The sequence below is a fragment of the Neobacillus sp. S1115 genome, from assembly GCF_055385565.1.
Genome location: NZ_AP038275.1, coordinates 101,831 through 124,431, shown reverse-complemented (window position 1 = coordinate 124,431; position 22,601 = coordinate 101,831). Strand labels below are relative to the sequence as shown.

At 43.5% G+C, this 22,601-nt stretch carries 22 protein-coding genes and 2 other annotated features; all 22 genes read right to left on the bottom strand.

Going from position 1 to position 22,601, the window contains the following annotated elements; genetic code table 11:
• Positions 1 to 10 precede the first annotated feature (10 nt).
• Entirely contained in the window at positions 11 to 3,571 is a 3,561-nt protein-coding gene (gene rpoB, locus ACZ5B7_RS00645) for a DNA-directed RNA polymerase subunit beta (RefSeq protein ID WP_464492255.1), read from the bottom strand.
• Positions 3,572 to 3,816: 245 nt separating this feature from the next.
• Positions 3,817 to 4,425, bottom strand: coding sequence for a class I SAM-dependent methyltransferase (locus tag ACZ5B7_RS00640; protein WP_213148278.1), 609 nt, complete (start codon positions 4,423 to 4,425; stop codon positions 3,817 to 3,819).
• Between the two features lie 109 nt (positions 4,426 to 4,534).
• A complete protein-coding gene (gene rplL / locus ACZ5B7_RS00635; RefSeq protein WP_464492254.1) occupies positions 4,535 to 4,897 on the bottom strand; it encodes a 50S ribosomal protein L7/L12 in 363 nt (120 codons plus the stop codon).
• A gap of 55 nt (positions 4,898 to 4,952) precedes the next feature.
• Positions 4,953 to 5,453, bottom strand: coding sequence for a 50S ribosomal protein L10 (gene rplJ, locus ACZ5B7_RS00630; RefSeq protein ID WP_464492253.1), 501 nt, complete (start codon positions 5,451 to 5,453; stop codon positions 4,953 to 4,955).
• Between the two features lie 33 nt (positions 5,454 to 5,486).
• Positions 5,487 to 5,631: a sequence feature (ribosomal protein L10 leader region), on the bottom strand.
• A 62-nt stretch (positions 5,632 to 5,693) separates the two neighbouring features.
• Positions 5,694 to 6,392 carry a 50S ribosomal protein L1 gene (gene rplA / locus ACZ5B7_RS00625; RefSeq protein ID WP_464492252.1) on the bottom strand — a complete coding sequence of 233 codons (699 nt, stop codon included), beginning with the start codon at positions 6,390 to 6,392 and terminating at the stop codon, positions 5,694 to 5,696.
• A gap of 114 nt (positions 6,393 to 6,506) precedes the next feature.
• Positions 6,507 to 6,932, bottom strand: a complete 426-nt coding sequence (gene rplK / locus ACZ5B7_RS00620; protein ID WP_042453928.1) for a 50S ribosomal protein L11 — start codon at positions 6,930 to 6,932, stop codon at positions 6,507 to 6,509.
• A gap of 405 nt (positions 6,933 to 7,337) precedes the next feature.
• Positions 7,338 to 7,871 (bottom strand): transcription termination/antitermination protein NusG, encoded by a 534-nt coding sequence (gene nusG, locus ACZ5B7_RS00615; RefSeq protein ID WP_213148282.1) that lies wholly within the window; start codon positions 7,869 to 7,871, stop codon positions 7,338 to 7,340.
• Between the two features lie 203 nt (positions 7,872 to 8,074).
• A complete protein-coding gene (gene secE, locus ACZ5B7_RS00610) occupies positions 8,075 to 8,257 on the bottom strand; it encodes a preprotein translocase subunit SecE (protein ID WP_423800327.1) in 183 nt (60 codons plus the stop codon).
• 48 nt (positions 8,258 to 8,305) lie between these two features.
• A complete protein-coding gene (rpmG, locus tag ACZ5B7_RS00605) occupies positions 8,306 to 8,452 on the bottom strand; it encodes a 50S ribosomal protein L33 (protein WP_213148283.1) in 147 nt (48 codons plus the stop codon).
• 113 nt (positions 8,453 to 8,565) lie between these two features.
• Complete coding sequence (sigH, locus tag ACZ5B7_RS00600) at positions 8,566 to 9,216, bottom strand: RNA polymerase sporulation sigma factor SigH (protein WP_213121098.1); 651 nt, start codon at positions 9,214 to 9,216, stop codon at positions 8,566 to 8,568.
• A gap of 71 nt (positions 9,217 to 9,287) precedes the next feature.
• Positions 9,288 to 9,797: an NYN domain-containing protein gene (locus tag ACZ5B7_RS00595; RefSeq protein WP_213148284.1), complete on the bottom strand. Its 510-nt coding sequence runs from the start codon at positions 9,795 to 9,797 to the stop codon at positions 9,288 to 9,290.
• A 3-nt stretch (positions 9,798 to 9,800) separates the two neighbouring features.
• Positions 9,801 to 10,550 (bottom strand): 23S rRNA (guanosine(2251)-2'-O)-methyltransferase RlmB, encoded by a 750-nt coding sequence (gene rlmB, locus ACZ5B7_RS00590; RefSeq protein WP_464492251.1) that lies wholly within the window; start codon positions 10,548 to 10,550, stop codon positions 9,801 to 9,803.
• Positions 10,547 to 10,972, bottom strand: a complete 426-nt coding sequence (locus ACZ5B7_RS00585) for a Mini-ribonuclease 3 (protein ID WP_464492250.1) — start codon at positions 10,970 to 10,972, stop codon at positions 10,547 to 10,549. Before ACZ5B7_RS00585 ends, rlmB begins: the two co-directional genes overlap by 4 nt.
• Before the next feature lie 5 nt (positions 10,973 to 10,977).
• A complete protein-coding gene (gene cysS / locus ACZ5B7_RS00580; RefSeq protein ID WP_464492249.1) occupies positions 10,978 to 12,375 on the bottom strand; it encodes a cysteine--tRNA ligase in 1,398 nt (465 codons plus the stop codon).
• Entirely contained in the window at positions 12,356 to 13,024 is a 669-nt protein-coding gene (gene cysE / locus ACZ5B7_RS00575; RefSeq protein ID WP_464492248.1) for a serine O-acetyltransferase, read from the bottom strand. The genes cysS and cysE overlap by 20 nt, the downstream gene beginning before the upstream one ends.
• Positions 13,025 to 13,085: 61 nt before the next feature.
• Positions 13,086 to 13,350, bottom strand: a binding site (T-box leader).
• 43 nt (positions 13,351 to 13,393) lie between these two features.
• Positions 13,394 to 14,854: a glutamate--tRNA ligase gene (gene gltX / locus ACZ5B7_RS00570; RefSeq protein ID WP_464494409.1), complete on the bottom strand. Its 1,461-nt coding sequence runs from the start codon at positions 14,852 to 14,854 to the stop codon at positions 13,394 to 13,396.
• A gap of 197 nt (positions 14,855 to 15,051) precedes the next feature.
• Positions 15,052 to 15,534, bottom strand: a complete 483-nt coding sequence (gene ispF / locus ACZ5B7_RS00565) for a 2-C-methyl-D-erythritol 2,4-cyclodiphosphate synthase (RefSeq protein WP_464492247.1) — start codon at positions 15,532 to 15,534, stop codon at positions 15,052 to 15,054.
• A 53-nt stretch (positions 15,535 to 15,587) separates the two neighbouring features.
• Entirely contained in the window at positions 15,588 to 16,286 is a 699-nt protein-coding gene (gene ispD, locus ACZ5B7_RS00560) for a 2-C-methyl-D-erythritol 4-phosphate cytidylyltransferase (protein WP_464492246.1), read from the bottom strand.
• Positions 16,287 to 16,303: 17 nt separating this feature from the next.
• Positions 16,304 to 17,392, bottom strand: a complete 1,089-nt coding sequence (locus ACZ5B7_RS00555; RefSeq protein WP_464492245.1) for a PIN/TRAM domain-containing protein — start codon at positions 17,390 to 17,392, stop codon at positions 16,304 to 16,306.
• Between the two features lie 194 nt (positions 17,393 to 17,586).
• Positions 17,587 to 18,660, bottom strand: coding sequence for a DNA integrity scanning diadenylate cyclase DisA (gene disA / locus ACZ5B7_RS00550; protein WP_464492244.1), 1,074 nt, complete (start codon positions 18,658 to 18,660; stop codon positions 17,587 to 17,589).
• Positions 18,661 to 18,663: 3 nt separating this feature from the next.
• Positions 18,664 to 20,046 (bottom strand): DNA repair protein RadA, encoded by a 1,383-nt coding sequence (gene radA, locus ACZ5B7_RS00545; RefSeq protein ID WP_423800319.1) that lies wholly within the window; start codon positions 20,044 to 20,046, stop codon positions 18,664 to 18,666.
• A 109-nt stretch (positions 20,047 to 20,155) separates the two neighbouring features.
• Positions 20,156 to 22,597 (bottom strand): ATP-dependent protease ATP-binding subunit ClpC, encoded by a 2,442-nt coding sequence (gene clpC, locus ACZ5B7_RS00540; RefSeq protein WP_423800318.1) that lies wholly within the window; start codon positions 22,595 to 22,597, stop codon positions 20,156 to 20,158.
• Positions 22,598 to 22,601: the final 4 nt, after the last annotated feature.

Here is a 22,601-nt window from a genome sequence, read left to right as displayed (position 1 = left end):
TAAGAATGGATTACTCTTTTGAACCTACTTTTTCGGATTCAAAGCTTGGTGCGTCAGGAACGATGTTTAATGTGTCGACTTGTTGTATGTCCTCTTCATCTTCCATATCGCGCATTTCAATCTCTTCTTCATCACCGGATAAGATTTTGACATCCATACCCAAGCTTTGAAGTTCTTTGATTAATACCTTAAATGACTCAGGAACGCCCGGTTCTGGAACATTTTCGCCTTTTACAATGGCTTCATATGTTTTAACCCGGCCAACCACGTCATCCGACTTAACCGTAAGAATCTCCTGCAGCGTGTATGCAGCACCATATGCTTCAAGCGCCCATACCTCCATCTCACCGAAACGCTGTCCGCCAAACTGGGCTTTACCGCCAAGCGGCTGCTGTGTAACAAGTGAGTAAGGACCTGTTGAACGTGCATGCAATTTATCGTCAACCATGTGAGCAAGCTTAATCATATACATGACCCCGACTGATACACGGTTATCAAATGGTTCACCCGAACGGCCGTCATAAAGAACCGTTTTGGCATCGCGGGCCATGCCGGCCTCCTCAATCGTTGCCCATACATCTTCCTCACGTGCACCGTCAAAAACTGGCGTTGCAACATGAATACCAAGAGCTCTGGCAGCCATACCTAAGTGAAGCTCAAGAACCTGCCCGATATTCATCCGAGAAGGTACCCCTAATGGATTTAACATAATATCAACCGGTGTGCCATCTGGAAGGAATGGCATATCCTCTTCCGGTAAAATTCTTGAGATAACCCCTTTATTCCCGTGGCGTCCCGCCATTTTATCGCCTGCGGAGATTTTCCGCTTTTGAACGATATAGACACGGACTAACTGATTAACGCCCGGAGGCAGTTCATCGCCATCTTCACGGTTAAAGACTTTTACATCCAGAACAATACCGCCTCCGCCGTGTGGAACACGAAGAGAAGTATCACGGACTTCACGAGCCTTTTCACCAAAGATAGCATGTAAGAGACGTTCTTCAGCGGTCAATTCTGTTACCCCTTTTGGTGTAACCTTACCAACTAAAAGGTCTCCGTCTTTTACTTCTGCACCAATTCTTATGATTCCACGTTCATCGAGATTTCTTAATGCATCCTCGCCGACGTTAGGAATATCACGAGTAATTTCCTCTGGTCCAAGCTTTGTATCACGAGATTCAGATTCATATTCCTCGATATGAATAGAAGTATAGACATCGTCTTTTACAAGACGTTCACTCATGATAATCGCATCTTCATAGTTGTATCCATCCCAATTTATGAATGCAACAAGAACGTTTCTTCCTAACGCTAATTCGCCAAGCTCCATAGATGGACCATCAGCAAGAATTTCACCTTTTTTGACACGGTTGCCAACAGCCACAATCGGACGCTGGTTATAGCATGTGCCTTGGTTGGAACGGATAAATTTCAACATCCGGTATTTATCGAGGTCACCTTTAACCTCTTGACCATCTATCTCTTTCACACGACGCACCCATACCTGACGGGCTTCAACGTGTTCCACAATACCATCATGCTTACAAATAACCGCTGCACCGGAGTCTTTTCCGGAGACATATTCCATGCCGGTACCAACTCTTGGCGCCTCAGGCTGCATTAATGGGACCGCCTGACGCTGCATGTTTGCACCCATCAGTGCACGGTTGGAGTCGTCATTTTCAAGGAACGGAATACATGCCGTTGCAGCTGAAACAACCTGCTTTGGTGATACGTCCATATAATCGACCCGGTCGCGTTTAACAACCGTGTTCTCACCACGGAAGCGGGCAATAACATCTTCATCAAGGAAGGAGCCATCATCACCAAGACGGGCATTCGCCTGAGCGACAACATAATTGTCCTCTTCATCGGCTGTTAAATAATCAATTCGGTCTGTCACATTACCTGTATCAGGATCAACACGGCGGTAAGGCGTTTCTATAAATCCAAAGCGATTAACTTTTGCATAGCTTGATAATGAGTTAATCAAGCCAATGTTCGGACCTTCCGGTGTTTCAATCGGACACATCCGGCCATAGTGAGAGTAGTGAACGTCACGAACTTCCATACCGGCACGTTCACGTGTTAAACCACCTGGTCCAAGCGCTGATAAACGACGCTTATGGGTTAATTCCGCAAGCGGGTTTGTCTGATCCATGAACTGTGATAACTGTGAACTTCCGAAGAACTCTTTGATGGAAGCAATAACTGGACGAATATTGATTAACTGTTGCGGCGTTATCGTTGCTGTATCCTGAATGGACATTCTTTCACGAACAACGCGCTCCATCCGGGACAATCCAATTCGAAATTGGTTTTGCAAAAGCTCACCAACAGAACGAAGACGTCTGTTCCCCAAATGGTCGATATCATCTGTATCGCCTACTCCGTGCAGCAAATCAAAGAAGTAGCTGATTGACGCAATAATATCAGCAGGAGTGATATTTTTAATTGGTTCTGCCACATAGGCATTACCTAAGACATTAATAACCTTTTCATTTTCATCGCCAGGAGCGTAAATCTTGATGCCCTGCATAATGATTTCTTCTTCCACTACACCACCAACAGGGTTGTAGCTTTTGAAATTAATATTTTTCTCAAGCGCAGGCAGGATTCTATCCAGATTTCTTCTATCCAAAACAGTTCCCTTTTCTGCAATGATTTCACCTGTTTCAGGGTCTGCCAGCGTTTCCGCTAAGCGCTGATTGAATAGGCGGTTTTTAATGTGAAGCTTTTTATTAATTTTATAACGACCTACATTAGCCAGGTCATATCGTTTCGGATCAAAGAAACGAGAAATCAATAAATTCTTCGCATTTTCAACAGTCGGAGGTTCACCTGGACGAAGACGTTCGTAAATCTCAAGTAACGCTTTATCAATACCTTCCGTATTATCTTTTTCAAGCGTGTTGCGGAGATATTCGTTATCACCAATCAATTCAAGAATTTCTTGATCAGAGCCGAAACCAAGTGAACGCAAAAGAACCGTAACGGGCAGTTTCCGAGTACGATCGATTCTGACATATACGACATCCTTGGCATCTGTTTCATATTCAAGCCAAGCGCCGCGGTTCGGAATGACAGTAGCTGTGTAGCCCTTTTTTCCGTTTTTATCGGTTTTTCCGCTGAAATAAACGCTCGGTGAGCGCACCAGCTGCGAAACAATAACACGTTCCGCACCATTAATAACAAACGTGCCAGTTTCCGTCATTAACGGAAAGTCACCCATGAATACATCTTGATCCTTTACTTCGCCTGTTTCTTTGTTTACAAGACGTACTTTGACACGCAATGGAGCAGAATATGTAACGTCCCGTTCTTTTGATTCTTCTACAGAATACTTTGGATCGCCAAGACTGTAATCAATAAATTCCAGTGATAAGTTACCTGTAAAATCTTCAATCGGTGAAATATCCTGGAACATTTCACGCAATCCCTCATCAAGAAACCACTGATAAGAAGAGGTTTGGATTTCAATAAGGTTTGGTAACTCTAAAACTTCACTGATTCGTGCGTAACTCCTCCGCTTCCGGTGGCGTCCATACTGAACTAGTTGACCTGTCAACTGATTCACCCCTCAAATCAAGCGTAATTTAAAAATCTATGCACATCTTTTGAGCAGTGCTTTAAAGCCCTATCCAAAAGACAAAAAGAAAAAGGGTTTTTTCCCAAAAACCACATTTTCACATTTTGACTATTATTTTGTCATCATTTCCTTTTTATCCCTATTTTATACAGACAAAATGTATTTATAGGAATAATTCGGTAAATATTATGATGGCATTTTATAATGCTATCACAACGACACTATCAAGTCAACTGTTTTTTAGCCTTTATGATGAAATATCCTTTTGATTTGTTAATTACTTCAGCATTAGAAAACAGTTCTTTCATTTTCTCCATCGCCGAGGGAGCTCCCTGCTTCTTTTGAATGACTACCCATAATTCACCGCGGGCAGCAAGACGCTCATAAGCTTGTTCAAAAATATCATGAACAGTCTTTTTTCCGGCACGAATGGGGGGATTAGTTAAAATAGCGGAAAAGGAATCTTCCTTTACACTAAGAAGCCGGTCACTTTCATAGATTTTTACATTCTCAATTTTGTTGAGAACGGCATTTTCCCTCGCCAATTCAAGAGCCCGTTCATTCACATCTACCATATGAATGATCCGGTCTGGGTTGGCCTTTGCAATAGATAAACCAATGGGGCCATATCCGCAGCCAACATCGAGAATAGGACCGTTTATTTCCGGAATCGTATAAGATTCAATTAATAGACGTGAGCCAAAATCTACCTCTCTTTTTGAAAAAACTCCGTTATCCGTTTTAAACCGAAATTGATGGTTTCTTAAGGTGAAGTCCCAATATTTCGGGTCACTTTCAACCTTTTGGGAACGAGAATAGTAGTGTTCAGTCAAACGACTCACCTCCCGAGGATATAGGATAGAAGACAATGAGGCACCAGGACCTTTTTAAGATAGCCAAAAAAAGCCCGCTTATGCAGCGGACTTTTTTATAACGTTAAGATTACTTAACTTCAACGTTTGCTCCAACTTCATCAAGCTTAGCTTTGATTGCTTCAGCTTCTTCTTTAGAAACGCCTTCTTTAACAGGCTTTGGAGTGTTGTCAACAAGGTCTTTTGCTTCTTTAAGTCCAAGACCAGTGATTTCACGAACAACTTTGATAACTTTGATTTTTTGATCGCCAGCAGAAGCTAGGATTACATCAAACTCAGTTTGCTCTTCAACAGCAGCAGCACCTGCGCCGCCAACCATTGCTACAGGAGCAGCAGCAGTTACGCCGAATTCTTCTTCGATTGCTTTTACAAGATCGTTAAGTTCTAAAACAGTCATAGATTTAACTGCTTCAATGATTTGTTCTTTAGTCATTTTAATTTTCCTCCTTAATTTTCATTCCGTTATTGGTTAAGCGATAAGTTTTAACTTACGCGCCTTGTTCTTCTTTTTGATCTGCAACTGCTTTTGCTGCAAGAGCAAGGTTGCGGATTGGTGCTTGAAGCACGCTGAGTAACATAGAAAGCAAGCCTTCGCGTGAAGGAAGTTCAGCTAGAGCTTTAACTTCTTCAACAGTTGCGACGTTACCTTCGATAACACCCGCTTTTAATTCTAACGCTTCGTTCTTTTTAGCAAAATCGTTTAAGATTTTCGCTGGTGCTACTACATCTTCAGTACTGAACGCGATTGCGTTAGGACCTGTTAATGCATCGTTTAAGCCAGCAAGACCTACTTCTTCAGCCGCACGGCGAGTCATAGAGTTTTTATAAACCTTGAACTCAACGCCAGCTTCGCGAAGTTGTTTACGAAGTTCAGTCACTTGACCAACTGTAAGGCCACGGTAGTCAACAACAATTGTTGATACGCTAGCTTTTAGCTTTCCAGCAATTTCTTCGACAACCTGTTTTTTAGCTTCGATTGCACTGCTCATCTTAACACCTCCTGTAGAATGTCTACATTTATACCGGTCAGTAAAATGCCTCTATATCATAGATTAGACATAGAGGCAGCATAATCAGCTAAAAAGATAGCTTAATTTATCGCATAACCTCGGCAGGATTATTAAGCACATAAGCCCCTGCTGTCTACGGTACAAATGTTTGTTATATTAAACAACAAAATTGATTATATAAAATCTAATTTCGATTGTCAATTGGAAAAATTAGTTACCTTATCTCGCTGCAACAGTAGAAGGATCTACCTTGATTCCAGGTCCCATTGTTGAAGTAACAGTTACGTTCTTCATGTAAGTACCTTTAGCAGCAGATGGCTTTACTTTTAACATTGTTTCGAACACAGTAGTGAAGTTCTCAACAAGCTTTTCGTTTTCGAAAGAAGATTTACCGATAGGCACGTGGATATTTCCAGCTTTGTCAACACGGTATTCAACTTTACCTGCTTTAATTTCATTGATTGCTTTTGTTACATCAAATGTAACTGTGCCTGTTTTAGGGTTTGGCATTAAGCCTTTAGGTCCTAAAGTACGACCTAATTTACCAACTTCACCCATCATGTCAGGTGTTGCTACGATTACATCGAACTCGAACCAACCTTGTTGGATTTTGTTGATGTATTCTGCATCGCCAACATAATCAGCGCCAGCTGCTTCTGCTTCTTTCACTTTTTCACCCTTCGCGAATACTAATACGCGTTGAGTTTTACCAGTTCCGTTTGGAAGCACAACTGCTCCACGGATTTGCTGGTCAGCTTTCTTAGGGTCAACACCTAAGCGGAAAGCAACTTCAAGAGTTGCGTCGAACTTCGCAATATTTGTTTGCTTAGCAAGTTCAATTGCTTCTGCAATTGGGTAAGCTTTTGAGCGATCTACAAGCTTAGCAGCTTCTAGGTACTTCTTACCTTTTTTAGCCATTTTTATTTCCTCCTAAATTGTGGTTTTAACGTCGTATAACTCCCACGAAAAAGGTTGCGAGTATTTTAAAACTGCGCAACCCCTTCATTACAACATAACAGTTACTTACATGGATTAGTCTTCGATAACGATACCCATGCTGCGTGCAGTACCTTCAACCATGCGCATTGCTGCTTCAACGCTAGCTGCGTTTAGGTCAGGCATTTTTTGTTCCGCAATCTCGCGTACTTTATCACGCTTTACTGTTGCTACTTTATTACGGTTAGGCTGGCCTGAACCAGACTGGATTCCAGCTGCTACTTTCAAAAGAACGGCAGCAGGAGGAGTTTTCGTAATAAATGTAAATGAACGGTCTTCAAACACCGTGATTTCAACAGGAATAATCAATCCAGCTTGATCTGCTGTACGAGCGTTAAATTCCTTACAGAATCCCATGATGTTAACACCGGCTTGACCTAGTGCAGGACCAACTGGCGGCGCAGGATTTGCTTTACCAGCAGGGATTTGTAATTTAACAACTTTAATTACTTTTTTAGCCACGAGACACACCTCCTTAAAGTCCGTGATGTGGTTAATAGGGTATTAACCCTCCCACTCATCTGAAGTCTTTATATGAATACAAAGAGCTTGACAAAAGTCTTGTCCAAGGAGTTTTCCTTAGACATACTGACCTATGAAATATTATCATTTTTTAAAACTGATTTCAAGTTTTTTTACAATATCAAATAATTTTTCTTTAAAATTGGCCAACTTACCCTCTAAAAAGGGCTGTTGATTTGCGCTCCAGGGGCTCGCTTTCCGCGGGCGGTTCGGGGAGCCTCCTCGGCGCCTTTAGCGCCTGTGGGGTCTCCCCTGCCCCGTACTCCCGCAGGAGTCTCGCCCCTTCCGCTCCAATCAACAGGTTAGCAAAACTATGTCATCAACTTTGCTTACTATCAATATTAATTAAAGCTTATCAATTTGTGTGAATTCAAGTTCTACTGGGGTGTCGCGGCCGAACATGTTGACTAGTACTTTAAGCTTAGCTTTGTCCTTGTCCATTTCTTCGACGACTCCTGTGAAGTTTGCGAATGGGCCTTCTTTGACTTTGACGGTTTCGCCGATTTCGTAGTTAACGTCAATGCGCTTTTCTTCTACGCCCATACGTTTCAGCAAACCAGTCACTTCTTCCGGAAGCAGTGGAGTTGGCTTTGAACCTGATCCAGCAGAACCAACGAACCCTGTTACACCCGGTGTATTCCGTACGACATACCAAGAATCGTCGGTCATCACAAGCTCAACCAACACATATCCAGGGAACACCTTACGTTTGACAACCTTTTTCTTACCGTTTTTAATTTCTGTTTCTTCTTCTTCCGGAACTACGACACGAAAGATTTTATCTGACATGCCCATGGATTCCACACGTTTTTCTAAATTAGCCTTTACCTTATTCTCATAGCCTGAGTAAGTATGAACAACATACCAATTCTTTTCCATTTAAGAGGACTTGTGCGTCCGTCCCTCCCTAATTTAAATTCAACTATTTTTTTGACTGTCTAGCTTCAGCGCCTAGGGGCTCGGGGTCATAAGCCCCTGGTCAAGGCGCTTCCGCTTTTCTGAACAAATTAAAAAACCCGCTAATGACGGGTTTTTTGCTAAAAATTCCTTGTGTTTTCCATTATACCATGAAGTACAAGTTATTATTCAAGAATTAACCGAATCAATTTTGAAATTCCCAAATCTAAAACAGCAAAGAAAACGGCAAAAAAAGCAACAGTTGTTATAACAGTTACAGTAGAGCGAGTCAGTTCTCCGCGTTTTGGCCAGCTGACTTTTCTCATTTCACGAACTACGTCACTGAAGAATTTCTTTATGCGAGACATTTAGTAACCCCCAACTATCGTAAATAGCAATGCTAGAATGTTAATCTTTTATTTTGTTTCACGATGAACAGTATGCACACCACAGGTTTTACAATATTTATTTAATTCCAATCTCTCTGTTTGTGTATCCTTGCTGACGGTGGAATAATTTCTTGAACCGCAGATTGTGCAGGCAAGAACTCTCTTTTTACTCATCCTTAGGCACCCTCTTTATATCCCTAAAAATGTATCATGACCCCTATTTATTGTCAATAACATTCGACAGGAGATTCGGTGAACTGACATAAATCTGTGAGCGCATACAAAACTTACAGGGAAAACTCGCGAAACTCCAGGTACCGCTCTAGCTTTCTTTTTACACGCTGCAAGGCATTATCAATCGATTTCACATGACGGTTAAGTTCTTCAGAAATTTCCTGGTACGATTGCCCATCCAAGTACAGGGCCAATACCTTTCGTTCTAAATCACTTAACAATTCCGTCATTTTTACTTCTATATGGTCAAACTCTTCCTGGTTAATGATTAGCTCTTCCGGGTCGAGAACCTTTGCACCCGATAATACATCCATCAACGTCCGGTCTGATTCTTCATCGTAAATAGGCTTGTCCAATGAAACATAGGAATTTAACGGAATATGCTTCTGCCTCGTTGCCGTTTTGATGGCTGTGATGATTTGCCTTGTGATGCACAACTCAGCGAATGCTTTGAAGGAGGTCAGCTTGTCCTCCCTAAAATCGCGGATCGCCTTATACAGACCAATCATTCCTTCTTGAACAATATCTTCCTTATCCGCGCCAATTAAAAAATAGGATCTTGCTTTCGCACGTACAAAATTTCGATACTTATGGATTAAAAAATCCAAAGCTTCGCTGTCGCCTTGGTGAACCAAATCGACAATTTCCTCGTCTTCCATTACGAAAAACTGCTCGTTAACATTTGTCCCGAAGTCCGCACTCAACTTAAGATCCCCTCCACCGAACAAGCATAGATAGTATTATTATACATTAGAAATTTTTTGAAGTCGATAGCTCACTTCTGTCCACGGCGCCATTTTTCAAAAATTTCTGCCATTTCTTCGCTAATCGGTATTTTGTAGAAAGGTTTTTTCTCTTGAATTTTTTTTACCTTTTTCTCAATTCCTTTTTCAATGGAGGACATTTCTATTTCTAATTCACGGGCTGATTTTCTTAAAGCACCCTGTCCAAAAATTTGCCATTGCTCTGTAAAATCAGAAGTGGCCACGTGAACTTGTGTTCTTCGATTACTCAGGCTGATCGCCATTTTTTCAATCCGTTCATCCGCTGATTCATTTTCCTTCGTAAAAATGACTTCAACCTTGTGATTTTCATACTTTTTTTCCGTTCCTTTTACATAATGAGCGTCAAAGACAACGATTACCCGAAAGCCGGAAAAGGCCTGATATTCGGCCATTTTTTCCACCAGTCGGTCCCTTGCTGCCGGAAGGTCCCGGTCTTTTAATGCTTTAAGCTCCGGCCACGCCCCGATAATGTTATAGCCATCGACTAGCAGGATATCCATATACTATCCCTCTAAGGTGTGCCGTTTCCGGTATACCTCATACATCAGCAGTGCCGCCGCAACAGAAGCATTTAAGGATGTAACATGACCCGCCATTGGCAGATGAATAAGAAAATCACACTTATCACGGATTAACCGCCCCATTCCTTTTCCTTCGCTGCCAATCACAAGGCCAAGCGGAAGCGTTCCGTCCATTTGCCGGTAATCCTGTTGTCCCTTCGCATCTGTCCCGGCAATCCAGACTCCCCGTTCCTTTAGATCATCTATAGTACGAGCCATGTTTGTTACCCGGACAACCGGTATATATTCAATGGCTCCTGTCGAAGCTTTGGCGACCGTTGCCGTTAAGCCAACTGCCCTTCGCTTTGGAATGATGATGCCGTGCGCTCCGACTGCATCTGCAGTTCTCATGATCGAGCCGAGGTTATGAGGATCCTCAATCTCATCCAGCAGTAAAAAGAAAGGAGGCTCGTTGTTCTTTTCCGCCGCCGCAAACAAATCATCCAATTCGGCATACTGATAGGCTGCGACATAGGCAAGGACACCTTGATGGTTCTGGTCAGTAATCTGGTCGATTTTTTTCTTTGGGACTAATTGCACGAGGACATTTCCTTCTTTGGCCAATTGGGTAATCTGCTGCATTTGCCCGCGCTGTGACCCTTCTGCAATTAAAATTTTATTGATATCCCGTTTTGATTTTAGCGCCTCAATCACCGGATTTTTACCCACGATGTATTCCTGTTCCTGATTCATGTTGACGTTCCTCCTTTCTTATTTTCCACATAGAAAAACGACTGGCGGACGAGTTCTTCTAGGCGGTCCTTCCTTCCCATTAAATATAAATAGCCGATTAACGCCTCAAAGGCCGTGCTGTATCGGTAGGTTTGGACATCGGTATTTTTCGGGACAGTTCCTGATTTCGCATTTCTGCCGCGCATAACAACCGCCATCTCCTCCTCTAGCAAAAGCCCTTCATCCATCATTTGAAAAAGAATCTGGCATTGCGCTTTTGCAGAAACATACCTCGTCCCTTCTCTGTGCAGCTGATGAGGTCGGACCCGCCCGCTGAACAAGAGGTGACGCCTTACATATGTTTCATAGACAGCGTCACCCATGTAAGCAAGTGCGAGACTATTCAATTGGCTGGCATCGACTGTTTTATCGTAATCAAGCATTTAAATTAGCCTCTTTTCCACCTTGTACCTTGTGGGGTATCCTCTAAAATGATATTCATTTCCTTTAACTGGTCACGAATTTGGTCAGCCAATTGGAAGTTACGGTCCTTTCTGGCCTGAATCCGCTGTTCAATTAGGGCATCAATTTCTTCATCCAGTAATTCTTCTTGTTCAAAAGTCAGGCCAAGAACAGCAAACAGCTCTTCGAATTGCGCTGTAAACGCATCAATGACTTCTACCGCAGTATTTTTTTCCATGAGGTAATAATTTGCCAGTTTCGATAACTCAAATAAAACTGAAATGGCCTTGGCTGTATTAAAATCATCGTCCATCGCTTCGATAAATTCATCGCGGTGTCTGCTGATTTTATCAAGCCATTCTCGATTATTTTCCGTCAAGTTTGCGCTGTTCTCACGGCGGTGTTTTAAATTTTGGTAAGAGGTGGTTAACCGTTCAAGGGCTGCCGTTGTGCTCTCCAATAACTCCTGACTGTAATTGATTGGATTGCGGTAGTGCACGGACAGCATAAAGAATCGTAACACCTGTGGGTTTATTTGCTTAATAATGTCATGGACCAGCACAAAGTTGCCAAGTGACTTTGACATTTTTTCATTATCAATATTAATATAGCCATTATGCATCCAATAGCGGGAAAAGATTTTTCCGCTTAACGCCTCGGATTGGGCAATTTCGTTTTCATGGTGCGGGAAGGTTAAATCCTGTCCGCCAGCGTGGATATCAATGGTCTCACCAAGATATTTTTTTGCCATCGCCGAGCATTCGATATGCCAGCCCGGTCTTCCCGGACCCCACGGGCTCTCCCAGAAAATTTCTCCTTCCTTGGCTGCTTTCCATAAAGCAAAGTCCAGGTTATCTTCTTTTTTCTCGCCTACTTCAATTCTAGCTCCAGCCTGCAGTTCATCAATTGGCTGGTGGGAAAGCTTGCCGTACTCCTCAAAGTGGCGAGTTCGGTAATAAACATCCCCCTCAGACTCATAGGCGTAACCCTTCTCGATTAATTGGCTGATAAAGTCGATAATAATATCCATGTTTTCCATGACACGCGGATGGACATCTGCCTTTTTACAGCCTAGTGCCAAAACATCTTCAAAATAGGCCTCAATAAACCGATTCGCAATCGTTGGTACATCTTCTCCGAGCTGATTGGCAGCGCGGATCAATTTATCATCGACATCCGTAAAGTTGGATACATATTTGACGTCGTAACCGCGGTATTCTAAATAACGGCGGACCGTATCAAATACAATTGCCGGGCGCGCATTTCCGATATGGATATAATTATAGACAGTTGGCCCGCAAACATACATTTTGACCTTGCCTTCTTCAAGCGGTACAAAGGTCTCTTTCTTGCGGGTAAGTGTATTATACAGTTGAATGGCCATTAACTTTTGTCCTTTCCTCTTTTAATTCTGCCAGTTCCTTTTTCATTTGATCCAGTTCCAGTTGCAAATCTTTAAAGCGATCCGCAACCGGGTCTGGCAAGTCGGAATGGTTTAAATCTTTCCCAACACGAATGCCGTCCTTCATGACGACTCTTCCCGGAATTCCCACGACCGTGGAGTTCGGCGGAACTTCCTTTAAAACTACCGATCCGCCGCCGATTTTGGAATTTTCGCCGATGGTTATCGAGCCTAAAACCTTGGCACCAGTAGAGATGAGTACATTATCCTTAATAGTCGGATGACGCTTTCCTTTTTCTTTCCCTGTACCGCCTAGTGTGACCCCTTGATAAATCGTAACATTATCGCCAATTTCACAGGTTTCTCCCACAACAACGCCCATTCCATGGTCGATAAAAAACCTTCTGCCTATTTTTGCCCCTGGATGAATTTCAATTCCTGTGAAGAAGCGGCTTACTTGTGAAATAACTCGAGCAATGAAAAACAATTTTCTCTTATAGAACCCATGCGCCATTCGGTGCGCCCAAATGGCATGCAGACCTGAATAAGTTAGAATTACTTCCAAATAGCTTCTTGCTGCCGGATCCTGGTCAAATATTACATCAATATCCTCCTTCAATGTTTTGAACATTGATACTCCCCCCTTTGTTTTATACCCCTTTTTATAAAATAAAAAACGCCTCTGTCGTAAAGACAGAGACGCTTGATTTTAACGTGGTTCCACTCTGATTAGGTCACAATGAATACAGACACAAAAACTGTGTTGTGCGCATTAATATGGCCTCACTCTACCTGTTAACGGAAAGGTTCCGCCCAAATCTACTCCAGAGGCAATCTGTTTCGAAGTGGGGCTCCGAGGTGCATTTTCAAAAAATGAGTGGCTTAAACCACTTTCAGCCGGTGATGGTTCTCTCTTTAAAGCATCATTTTTCTACTTTTCCTCATCAAAGCTTTAGCTCGTTTTATAATACTTATACTATATTACATTTTTTCTTGAATGTTAACTAATAATTTGCTTAATTCTATTTTGAACTTTCTCGCGGCCTAAAAGTTCAATCGATTTTGGCAGGTCTGGTCCATGGGTTTGCCCCGTCACAGCGGCCCGAATCGGCATAAACAGGTTTTTCCCCTTTTGCCCTGTTGATTTTTGGACAACCTTCATCGCGGCCTGGATGCCTTCTGCCTGGAAGCTTTCAAGCTGATCAAGCTCCTGTGAGAAAGCCTTTAACACCTCTGGAACTTGTTCTCCGCCCAGTACTTCCTTCGCTTCTTCTTCATAGTCTGCCTCGTCCTTAAAGAACATATCCGAAAGCTCGACGATTTCCGCGCCAAAGCTCATTTTTTCCTGAAGGAGAGAAACCAAAGTGCGGACCCATTGTTGTTCTTCCTCTGACAGGTTCTCGCTGACACGGCCGGCCTTGATTAAATGCGGCAGGGAAAGTTCCACTACCCGCTCTAGCTCTACTTTTTTCATATATTGATTGTTCATCCAAGCAAGCTTTTGTTTATCAAATAATGCCGGTGATTTGGACAGTCGCTCTGCATCAAAGATTTGAATAAATTCTTCTTGCGCGAAAATCTCCTCTTCCCCTGCAGGAGACCAGCCGAGCAAGGCAATAAAGTTAAATAATGCTTCTGGCAGATAACCCAATTCCTCGTATTGCTCGATAAATTGAATGATGGACTCGTCCCGCTTGCTCAATTTCTTACGGCTTTCATTCACAATTAGCGTCATATGTCCGAAAATGGGCGGCTCCCAGCCTAATGCTTCGTATACCACCAGTTGCTTTGGCGTATTGGAGATATGGTCATCGCCGCGCAGAACATGCGAGATTTCCATGAGACGGTCATCGATAGCAACCGCAAAGTTATAGGTTGGTGTGCCATCCTTCTTAACCATTACCCAGTCTCCGCCAATCGTATCTGATTCAAAGGATACAGTTCCTTTAACCATGTCATCAAAGGTATACGTCTTTCCTTCCGGAACAATGATGCGGACGCTTGGCTTGCGGCCTTCTGCCTCCAAACGGGCGCTGTCTTCCGGAGTTAAGTGCCGGCACTTGCCGGAGTAATGGGCGGTTTCACCACGGGCAATTTGCTCTTCCCGTTCTTTCTCCAATTCTTCTTCTGTACAGTAGCATTTATAAGCCTTTCCATTCTCTAAGAGCTGCTTATAATAGGTTTCATAAATATCGTTTCTTTCCGATTGGCGGTACGGACCGTATTCACCACCGACATCGACACTTTCATCCCAGTCCATTCCAAGCCATTTTAAATATTTTAATTGGCTTTGCTCGCCGCCTTCAATATTACGTTTCTTATCGGTATCCTCAATCCGGATAATAAACTTTCCGCCTTTATTGCGGGCAAACAAATAATTAAACAGTGCCGTACGGGCATTCCCGATATGTAAATGTCCGGTTGGACTTGGAGCGTACCTTACTCTAATCTCATTTGACATCATAATGCCTCCTCAGAAAAGCGGAAGCGCCTTGCCCAGGGGCGACAAGCATAAGACGAGCCGGCGAGAAGGTTGCTCTTTAACCTTCTTGACGGATCGGCTTATGACCTCGAGCCCCTAGGCGCTGCAGCTAGACAGCTTTCCCATTTAGTTCTTATCCCGATTTATTTTATCACTTGGCAGAACCTCAATAAAGTCTAAACCCTAACCTTTTTTAACAAAACAACTGCCTGGGCCGCAATCCCTTCGCCTCTGCCAGGAAACCCGAGCTTTTCAGTTGTGGTCGCTTTCACATTGACCTGCTCCGGAGATGCCTCGAGAAGCTCGGCAATCCGCGCCTGCATCTCGCCAATGTAGGGAGCCATCTTTGGTTTTTGGGCAATGATTGTACAATCAGCATTAACAAGCTCATATCCTTTTTCTTTCACGATTCCCCAGACACGCTCCATCAGCTTAGCCGAATCAGCGTCCTTAAAGTTTGGGTCGGTATCAGGAAAATGCCTTCCGATATCGCCTTCGCCAATTGCCCCTAAACAGGCATCGGAAACGGTATGTAATAATACGTCGGCATCGGAATGCCCCAACAGCCCTTTTTCATATGGAATCGTGATACCACCAATAATCAGAGGGCGTCCCTCGGTTAATTGATGAACATCAAAGCCCTGGCCAATTCGAAACATAATTCAAACTCCTTTTTATCCAGCTCCAGCGCCTAGGGGCTCGGGGCCCCTGGTCAAGGCGCTTCCGCTTTTATATTTCTCTTTTTTAAAATCGCTTCTGCAAAAAATAAATCCTCTGGTGTTGTAATTTTGATATTATCATAATCGCCTTCCACCATCGCAACTGGATGTCCCAATCTTTCTACCAAACTGGCATCATCAGTGCCGAGAAAGCTTTCTCTTTCTGCTTTTTCATAGGCCTGATGGAGGAGGGAAATGCGAAAAGCCTGCGGGGTATGTACTGCCCACAAGCTCGAACGTTCTACAGTCTCTGTTACAGTACCGCCCATGACTTTTTTCATCGTATCTTTTGCAGGCACGCCAATAATGGCAGCACCGGTCTCCTCTGTTACTCCCGTTAAACGGAGGATATGCTCTTTTTTGATAAACGGTCTGGCGGCATCATGAACAAGAATTATCCCATCGGTTTTGATGGTTTTTAACGCATTATAAATGCTGTGCTGGCGTTCAGAACCGCCTGGAACCATACTGACGGACTTTTTGATATGATGTTTATTGATTAAATCCGTGAATTCCTTTTCATCCTGCGGATTTACCGCTAAAATAATGGCCTCGCAATCCTCATCATCCGCAAAAACTTTAAGTGTATGAATGAGGATTGGCACACCTTCAAGTTCAAGCAAAAGCTTGTTTTTCCCCGCCCCCATTCGCTTTCCGGAACCGGCGGCAGGGATGATGACCCGGTAAGTCATAAATAACACAATCCTTTTTACAAAGCTTTTTCTAAAAGTTTCGGTTTGGCAAAAATCATTCTGCCGGCAGATGTCTGCAGGACGCTCGTTACGAGAACATCAATTCGTTTGCCGATATATTCTCTTCCTTCTTCCACAACAATCATCGTCCCGTCATCCAAATAGGCAACACCTTGATGATATTCCTTACCATCCTTGATTACTTGAACAGTTAATTCTTCACCTGGAAGAACGACTGGCTTCACAGCATTTGCCAGATCATTGATATTCAAAACGGAGACATTTTGGAATTCACAAACCTTATTTAAGTTAAAATCATTCGTCACAAGAATTCCGTTCGTTATTTTCGCCAGCTTAACGAGCTTCGAGTCGACTTCCTGAATTTCTTCAAAATCTCCCTCGTAAATCTCTACTTTTACAGCCAGCTCCTTTTGGATTCTATTTAAGATATCCAATCCTCGTCTGCCGCGATTGCGTTTCAACACGTCAGAAGAGTCCGCAATATGCTGCAATTCCTCAAGCACAAATTGGGGAATGACAATCGTCCCATCCAAGAATCCAGTTTGGCAAATATCAGCTATGCGTCCATCAATAATGACGCTTGTATCCAATATTTTTAAAGATTTAAATTCCGCCTTATCTGTTTCCTCTTCAGCGGTCTTTTTCTTGCCGCTACCTCGGCCAAACAAACCGAGAAGTTCATCGCGTTTTTTAAATCCCACCTGGAATCCTAAATATCCAAATAACAAGGTCAATAGAATCGGGGCCACTTCATTTAAGATTGGTACTTGTACGGCATTTAGGGCAAAGCCGATCAAGAAAGCAACCAACAAGCCAAATATTAGGCCAATACTCCCAAATAAAACATCTGTAACAGGAATCTTTACTAATGAATCTTCCGCCCATTTAATAAAATTAATAACGTAATCTACTGCCCAAAAGGTTATAAGATAAAAAATAATAGCACCTAAAATAGCAGTGACATAGGAATTATTGATAAGTTGGCTATCATTTAGATGAAGTAGAACAAGTAATTGCGGCAAAAACAAAATTCCAAGCGTTCCCCCAGTAATGAGAAAGCACGCCTGCACAATTCGTTTTAACATTCCTTCACCTCCTCTTTTTCATTATAAACACAATAGGAAAATTGAAACGTTGCAAGTAAGATTATTTTTCCAAATTGTGTTGATTTTGAAACAAATTTGTTACGTTAAAATCTAGGGTAGCATCGAAAAATGGGAGTGTCAAATAAATGAAAAACATTTATTTTAACATAGCCTTTTAGATTTTTTCAATAGTTTTATAGATGACGATCCGTATATAATCGCTCTTTAATTAATTTGAAGCCCTCTTTGATTTTATTCGCACGTATTTCCCCTATTCCCTCCACGTCATCAAGGTCTTCAACTGTTGCAGTCAGAATATTTGTCAGATTTCCAAAGTTATTGATAAGATTTTCGATGATGACACCAGGAAGCCTGGGGATTTTATTAAGAATCCGATATCCGCACGGATTTCGGTATTCATCGAGGTGAACATAGCCTAGGTACCCCAATAGCCTTAACAAAACCATGTCGTCTATGGTCCCGCTCGCCGTCATAGTCTGCATCCGCTGCAGGACTTCGTTTGGTTTTACCTCTCTATCAAACGCATAGTCCTTCATAATCAGCATCATTTCTTCTTCCAGTTCTGTCAATATTTCATTCATCTGCAGCCGAATCAACCTGCCTTCAGTCCCCAGTTCATACAGGAACCCCAGCAGTTCGTTTTTAATCTTTAAGACCATTTCGAAGCGGTGGAGGACAAGCAGAAAATCATTATACGTAACAGAATCCTCAAATTCTAAAATACTTAAATTGGTAATGCTTTGCTCTAGGACGGATTTATATTTTTCCAGTGTTTGAATGGCCTGATTCGCCTTTGTTAAAATGACACCTATGTCCTTGAGGGCATAACGAAAATTCCCCTGATACAAAGTAATAACATTTCTTCTTTGGGAAATTGCAATCACAAGCGCTTTTGTCTGCTTGGCGACCCGTTCGGCTGTTCTGTGCCGCATCCCCGTTTCCGTAGAGGCGATATCAGTATCTGGGGCAAGCTGGGCGTTAGCAATCAAAATTTTATTTCCGGTTTCATTTAAGATGATTGCCCCGTCCATTTTCGCCAATTCATATAAAAAGCTTGGTGAAAAGGAACAATTAATTTCAAATCCCCCGTCGACTATCGCTTTTACTTTTTCGTTATAGCCAATCACAATCAACCCTCCGGTATTAGCCCGTAAAACATTATCAAGTCCTTCTCGAATAGGGGTACCCGGTGCAATTAACTGTACTACATCATGAATGGATAGTTCCCCTGATCTTTTATTGTCCATCCACTACCCTCCCAAAGCCGCCTTCAGCGCCTCGCTGACCGACGAAACACCGATGAGTTCGACACCTATTGGCCCATTCCAGCCACTAAGATTATTAGCCGGCAGGATAACCCGCTCAAATCCCATTTTGGCAGCCTCCTGAACACGCTGCTCGATTCTTGAAACCCGTCTCACTTCTCCCGTTAAGCCGACCTCCCCAATAATACAATCTGTCGGCCTTGTTGGTTTGTCCCTAAAACTTGAAGCAATGCTTACGGCAATCGCCAAATCTATGGCCGGTTCATCCAATTTCACTCCGCCGGCTACCTTTAAATAGGCATCTTGATTGGCGAGGAGCATTCCGACCCGCTTCTCTAGAACAGCCATTAAGAGCGGTACTCGGTTGTGGTCAATCCCTGTTGCCATCCTTCTCGGATTCCCAAAGCTGGTGGGCGAAATAAGTGCTTGGATTTCCACAAGAACAGGCCGGGTCCCTTCCATCGAAGCGACAACAGTCGATCCTGCCGCACCTCTAGAGCGCTCCTCCAAAAAAATTTCCGATGGATTTTCGACCTCTTCAAGGCCAAATTCCTTCATTTCAAAAATTCCCATTTCATTTGTGGATCCAAAGCGGTTTTTTACAGCACGTAAAATTCGATAGGTATGGTGTCTTTCACCCTCAAAATAAAGGACCGTATCCACCATATGCTCGAGCAGCCTAGGACCGGCAATCGACCCTTCTTTTGTAACATGCCCGACAATAAAGATGGCAATCCCTTTCGTTTTGCCAATTCTCATTAATTCAGCCGTACATTCGCGAACCTGAGAAACACTACCGGGTGCTGAGGTAACCTCCGGGTGGTAAACCGTTTGGATGGAATCGATAATGACAAAGCTTGGATTTGTGCTTTCAATGGTCCTGTTAATTTCCTCAAGGTTTGTCTCCGCATATACCATTAAATTTGGCGAGGCGATGTTCAGCCGTTCCGCCCGAAGCTTGGTTTGCCGTAAGGATTCCTCACCGGATATGTACAATACTTGATGATCCTTATTTGCTAGCTGTGAAGATACTTGCAGAAGAAGCGTTGATTTTCCGATGCCCGGGTCGCCGCCAATTAATACCAATGACCCCTTAACAACTCCGCCGCCAAGAACGCGGTTCAATTCCTTTAAGTCAGTATGGATTCTCGGCTCGCTGACCGTTTCAATCGAAGTAATCGGAACCGGTTTAGAAAGAATGCCTGAACCACCCTGAGAATGGGCAAATGCTCCCCGTCTTTGCGCCCCGGTAACCTCTACTTCTTCGACCATTCGATTCCAGCCGCCGCATCCTGGGCATTTTCCCATCCATTTTGGTGACTCATAACCGCAGTCCTGACACATGAATTTTGTTTTTCGCTTTACCATTCTTGCTCTTCCTCTCTGTGCGAAAAAGACGTTCCTTTACATGGAAAAAGAGGTACACGATTTTACATTATTTACGTGTACCTCCCTTAGTTGGTTTCATCTTACATAATTATTTTGCCAAACTCGTTTGCTCAGCTGATCTGACGACAAATTCACCATTCTCGACGTCAATAACAGCAAGCTGGCCGGTCAATAAATTCCCTTTTAGCAGCTCTTCCGACAGGCGGTCTTCAATATGTTTTTGAATGGCCCGTTTAAGCGGTCTTGCCCCATATTCAGGGTCATAGCCTTCTTCGGAAATTTTCCCTTTTGCCGCCGGTGTTAGTTCGATTTCTATTTTTTGTTCCTTTAATCGCTTAATTAACTGATCAGATAGTAATGTAACAATTTCCTCCAAATGCTTTTTCTCAAGTGCATGGAAGACGATTATTTCATCAATCCGGTTCAGGAATTCAGGACGGAATGCTTTCTTCAGCTCTTCCATGACTTTGCCCTTCATGTCTTTGTAGTCCTGGGCAGAATCCTGGATATTAAAGCCGACATACTTATTCCGCTTCAGGGCTTCCGCACCGACGTTAGATGTCATAATCAGAACTGTATTGCGGAAATCGACTGTTCTTCCCTTCGAGTCGGTTAAGCGGCCATCTTCCAATACCTGGAGCAGGATATTAAACACATCTGGGTGCGCCTTTTCAATTTCATCCAAAAGGACAACTGAATATGGCTTTCTGCGGACTTTCTCGGTTAATTGTCCGCCCTCCTCATATCCTACATAGCCTGGAGGGGAACCGACAAGGCGGGATGTCGAATGCTTCTCCATATATTCCGACATATCGATCCGGATCATCGCATCCTCATCACCAAACATTGCTTCAGCAAGGGCACGGGCTAATTCTGTTTTCCCGACCCCGGTTGGTCCTAGGAAGATAAAGGAGCCAATCGGCCGCTTTGGATCTTTTAATCCTGCTCTCGCACGGCGGACCGCTTTAGATACAGCCAAAACTGCCTCTTCTTGACCAATCACGCGAGAATGCAAAATTTCTTCTAAGTTAAGCAGTCTTGCTGTTTCTGTTTCTGCAAGTTTAGAAACAGGAATTCCAGTCCAGCTCGATACAACGCTGGCAATATCCTCAACTGTTACTTGATTATTTTCTTTGCCCTGCTTTTCCTTCCAGCTTTTCTTCGTTTCTTCAAGCTGCTCACGCAGGCGCTGCTCTGAATCCCTTAATGATGCCGCCTTTTCGAATTCCTGGCTTTGCACGGCTGCATCCTTTTCCTTCCGCACTTCCTCGAGCTTCACTTCCAGCTCTTTTAAGTTTGGAGGAGTGGTATAGGAACGGAGACGAACCTTAGACCCTGCTTCGTCGATTAAATCAATCGCTTTATCAGGCAGGAAACGGTCTGAGATATAACGGTCGGAAAGCTTTACCGCTGCTTCAATCGCCTCATCGGTAATGGAGACACGATGGTGGGCTTCATAGCGGTCACGCAGCCCTTCTAAAATTTGAACGGATTCTTCCGCAGTCGGCTCATCCACCCGAATCGGCTGGAAGCGGCGCTCTAAGGCAGCATCCTTTTCGATATATTTGCGGTATTCATCAAGGGTTGTCGCCCCGATACATTGCAGCTCGCCACGGGCAAGCGATGGTTTTAAAATATTGGAAGCATCAATGGCGCCTTCCGCCCCGCCAGCACCGATTAATGTGTGCAATTCATCAATGAACAGGATGATATTTCCGGCTTGGCGGATTTCATCCATTACTTTTTTCAGACGGTCTTCGAATTCGCCGCGATACTTGGTTCCCGCAACTACTGTTCCCATATCAAGTGTCATGACACGCTTATCGCGAAGGATCTCTGGCACCTCATTATTGACAATCTGCTGGGCAAGGCCTTCTGCGATAGCTGTTTTACCAACCCCAGGCTCGCCAATCAATACCGGGTTGTTTTTAGTCCGGCGGCTCAGCACCTCGATTACACGCTGAATTTCCTTGCTGCGGCCAATCACTGGGTCAAGGCTGCCTTCCCTTGCGATGGCTGTTAAATCTCTTGCCAGGCTGTCAAGTGTAGGCGTATTGGCACTGGCAGATGCTCCGCCATGCTGACCGCCGCTCTCATTGCTGCCTAATAATTGCAATACCTGCTGGCGCGCTTTATTCAAGCTTACCCCAAGGTTATTAAGGACTCGGGCTGCCACCCCTTCTCCCTCACGGATCAGTCCAAGCAGAATATGCTCTGTCCCGACATAGGAATGTCCTAGTTTGCGTGCTTCATCCATTGAAAGTTCAATTACCTTTTTGGCTCTCGGAGTGTAGTGAATAATCTGTGAGGCTTCCTGCCCTTTGCCAATTAAATTCTCCACTTCTTTTTGAATCTTATCTGAGCCTAATCCAAGTCCATAAAGAGCTTTAGCTGCAATCCCTTCACCCTCGCGGATTAATCCCAATAAAATATGCTCAGTTCCAATGTTGTTATGCCCAAGACGAATTGCTTCTTCCTGTGCTAAAGCTAGAACCTTTTGTGCTCTTTCAGTAAAACGGCCGAACATCATACTA

Bases quoted from the DNA above. Each gene is read 5' to 3' on its own strand.
- rplL (WP_464492254.1), bottom strand. From the start codon at position 4,897: ATGACTAAAGAACAAATCATTGAAGCAGTTAAATCTATGACTGTTTTA.
- rplJ (WP_464492253.1), bottom strand. From the start codon at position 5,453: ATGAGCAGTGCAATCGAAGCTAAAAAACAGGTTGTCGAAGAAATTGCT.
- rplA (WP_464492252.1), bottom strand. From the start codon at position 6,392: ATGGCTAAAAAAGGTAAGAAGTACCTAGAAGCTGCTAAGCTTGTAGAT.
- nusG (WP_213148282.1), bottom strand. From the start codon at position 7,871: ATGGAAAAGAATTGGTATGTTGTTCATACTTACTCAGGCTATGAGAAT.
- secE (WP_423800327.1), bottom strand. From the start codon at position 8,257: ATGTCTCGCATAAAGAAATTCTTCAGTGACGTAGTTCGTGAAATGAGA.
- rpmG (WP_213148283.1), bottom strand. From the start codon at position 8,452: ATGAGTAAAAAGAGAGTTCTTGCCTGCACAATCTGCGGTTCAAGAAAT.
- ACZ5B7_RS00595 (WP_213148284.1), bottom strand. From the start codon at position 9,797: ATGGATATCCTGCTAGTCGATGGCTATAACATTATCGGGGCGTGGCCG.
- rlmB (WP_464492251.1), bottom strand. From the start codon at position 10,550: ATGAATCAGGAACAGGAATACATCGTGGGTAAAAATCCGGTGATTGAG.
- ACZ5B7_RS00585 (WP_464492250.1), bottom strand. From the start codon at position 10,972: ATGCTTGATTACGATAAAACAGTCGATGCCAGCCAATTGAATAGTCTC.
- cysS (WP_464492249.1), bottom strand. From the start codon at position 12,375: ATGGCCATTCAACTGTATAATACACTTACCCGCAAGAAAGAGACCTTT.
- cysE (WP_464492248.1), bottom strand. From the start codon at position 13,024: ATGTTCAAAACATTGAAGGAGGATATTGATGTAATATTTGACCAGGAT.
- gltX (WP_464494409.1), bottom strand. From the start codon at position 14,854: ATGTCAAATGAGATTAGAGTAAGGTACGCTCCAAGTCCAACCGGACAT.
- ispF (WP_464492247.1), bottom strand. From the start codon at position 15,534: ATGTTTCGAATTGGCCAGGGCTTTGATGTTCATCAATTAACCGAGGGA.
- ispD (WP_464492246.1), bottom strand. From the start codon at position 16,286: ATGACTTACCGGGTCATCATCCCTGCCGCCGGTTCCGGAAAGCGAATG.
- ACZ5B7_RS00555 (WP_464492245.1), bottom strand. From the start codon at position 17,392: ATGTTAAAACGAATTGTGCAGGCGTGCTTTCTCATTACTGGGGGAACG.
- disA (WP_464492244.1), bottom strand. From the start codon at position 18,660: ATGGACAATAAAAGATCAGGGGAACTATCCATTCATGATGTAGTACAG.
- radA (WP_423800319.1), bottom strand. From the start codon at position 20,046: ATGGTAAAGCGAAAAACAAAATTCATGTGTCAGGACTGCGGTTATGAG.
- clpC (WP_423800318.1), bottom strand. From the start codon at position 22,597: ATGATGTTCGGCCGTTTTACTGAAAGAGCACAAAAGGTTCTAGCTTTA.